This window comes from Parendozoicomonas verongulae (genome assembly GCF_009711465.1).
Taxonomy (GTDB): Bacteria; Pseudomonadota; Gammaproteobacteria; order Pseudomonadales; family Endozoicomonadaceae; genus Sansalvadorimonas; species Sansalvadorimonas verongulae.
Window position 1 is genome coordinate 1 of sequence record NZ_SMME01000222.1, and the last position, 379, is coordinate 379.

General features: G+C 52.5%; 1 protein-coding gene. It reads left to right on the plus strand.

The features are described from left to right. The first annotated feature begins 115 nt into the window (after window positions 1–115). A complete protein-coding gene (locus E1189_RS26020; protein WP_408014660.1) occupies window positions 116–202 on the plus strand; it encodes a C2H2-type zinc finger protein in 87 nt (28 codons plus the stop codon). Window positions 203–379: the final 177 nt, after the last annotated feature.

Below are 379 nucleotides of genomic sequence, written 5' to 3' on the forward strand. Positions count from 1 at the left end.
CAAGCGCACCCACACAGGGGACAGACCCTATGTCTGTAACCAGTGCAACCAGGCTTTCACCCAATCCAATATACTCAGCGCCCACCAGCGTATCCACACAGGGGAGAAGCCCTTTATCTGTGACCGGTGCAACAAGTCTTTCACCCAATCTGGTCATCTCGCCAAACACAAGCGCACCATGCACAATAGGAACGATGAGTGACCCGGTCTGCCGACTGGTGGGAGCTCCACCTTTGAGTGGCATATCCAGCGTAGTGAAGCTGTCTTTCTCATGGCCGAGTGTCAGGACATTAGTTTGGTCACTTATCTTTCCTATTGTGCATAGTGCGCTTGTGTTTGGTGAGATGGGCGGATTGGGTGAAAGACTTGTTGCACCCGT